The sequence below is a fragment of the Actinomycetospora sp. genome, assembly GCF_055612215.1.
Map to the genome: position 1 here is coordinate 1 of NZ_JBVPVA010000263.1, position 1,849 is coordinate 1,849.

The following is a 1,849-nucleotide window of genomic DNA, read 5'->3' on the forward strand; positions in this document are numbered from 1 at the left end:
CCCGACGACGAGCAGCGCGAGCCCGCCGAAGAGCAGCGTGTCCGAGCGCAGGCCGCCGGCGGCCGCGGCCGCGATGTCGGAGAGCCGCACCGAGCCGGCGTAGCCGTAGAGCAGGGCGACGCCGTAGAGGAAGAACGCCGACGCGAACGCGCCCAGCAGGAAGTACTTGACCGCCGACTCCTGGGACAGCACCCGACGACGGCGCGCCAGCCCGCAGAGCAGGTACAGCGGCAGGCTCAGCACCTCGAGGGCGACGAACATCGTCAGCAGGTCGTTCGCCGCGCAGAACGCGAGCATGCCGCCCAGCGCGAAGAGCACGAACGGGAAGACCTCGGTGTGCATCGCCGGCGGCGGCGCCTGGCCGGCGCGTGACGAGCGGCCGCCGGTCGGGCCGGCGCCGCTGCCTCCCCCGGAGCCCCCGCCCCCCACGGTGACCGACGCGCGGGCGCGGTCCTGCGCCTCGGCGAGCGCCTCCGGGTCGGCGACGAACGCGCCGCCGGCCTCGACGGACCGGTCGGCGATCATCAGCAGCGACGGGATCGCCAGGGCGAGCAGCGTGCCCCAGAGGAAGAGGCTCACGCCGTCGACCGACAGCGACCCGGCGAGCACGACCGTCGGGGGGGTCCCGCTGACGGCCCGCACGATCACCAGGACGAGCGAGACGACGATCGCCGCGAGGCACAGCGCGAGCTGCGCGCCGGCCCGGCGGGCGAGCGGGACGAACGCCTCGACGAGCACCGAGACGCAGGCCGCGCCGAGGATGACGAACAGCGGGGCCAGCGCGCCGTAGTCGACGCCGAGCGTGGCGGACAGGGCACCGCCGCCCTGGACGGGGAGCATCGTGGTCATCGCGCGACTCCGTTCGGGCCCACCGGGTCGGCGACGCCGACCTCGCTCATGGTGGCGGAGACCGCCGGGTTGATGATGTCGAGCACCGGCTGCGGGAAGAACCCGAGCAGGAAGATCAGCAGGACCAGGGGCGCGAGCACCCCGATCTCCCGGCCGGTCAGGTCGCCGAACCGGGCGCGGCTGCGGGCGGTCGCGTCGTCCTCGAGCATGTCGGCCAGCCCGCCGTCGGCCGGCTCCGCGAGGGCCGCGGCCGACGCGGCCCCGGGCCCGCCGCCGAGGACGGCCTCACCGCGCAGCGGGCCGGTCATCGTGCGCTGGAAGACCCAGAGCACGTACAGCGCGGCGAAGATGATCCCGACGGTCGCGATGACCGTGTAGACCGGCTCGCGCGGCCACGCCCCGAGCAGCACGAGGAACTCCGAGACGAACGAGTTCGTGCCGGGCAGCGACAGCGTCGTGAGGCCGGCCAGCAGGAACAGCCCGGAGAGCACCGGCGCGATGCGCCCGACGCCGCCGTAGTCGGCGATCCGGGACGACCCGCCGCGGGCGGCGAGCATGCCGACGACGAGGAAGAGCATCGCGGTCGAAATGCCGTGGTTGACCATGTAGAGCGCGGACCCGGCGAGCGCCTGCTGGGAGAACGCGAAGATGCCCAGCCCGATGAACCCGAAGTGGGCGATCGAGGTGTAGGAGACGAAGCGCTTCATGTCGGTCTGCATCGCGGCGAGCAGCGCCCCGTAGATCACCCCGACGACGGAGAGCACGAGGACCAGCGGCGCCAGGGACTGCGAGGCGAGCGGGAACAGCGGCAGGCAGTAGCGCAGGAAGCCGAAGACGCCGACCTTGTCCAGGACGCCGACGAGGATGACGCCACCGCCGATGGGGGCCTCCGCGCCGGCGTCGGGGAGCCAGGTGTGCAGCGGCACCAGCGGCGCCTTGATCGCGAACGCGGCGAAGAACCCGAGGAAGAGCGGGACCTGGACCGACAGCGGGAGCTGCG

General features: G+C 73.6%; 2 protein-coding genes. Both read right to left on the minus strand.

Annotated elements, in window-relative coordinates:
* On the minus strand, window positions 1-849 hold an 849-nt coding region (locus AC0CYZ_RS07310; protein WP_472213784.1), incomplete at its 3' end, for a proton-conducting transporter transmembrane domain-containing protein.
* The coding region (locus tag AC0CYZ_RS07315; protein WP_472213787.1) for a complex I subunit 4 family protein at window positions 846-1,849 on the minus strand (1,004 nt) is incomplete at its 5' end. The genes AC0CYZ_RS07315 and AC0CYZ_RS07310, both read right to left, overlap by 4 nt.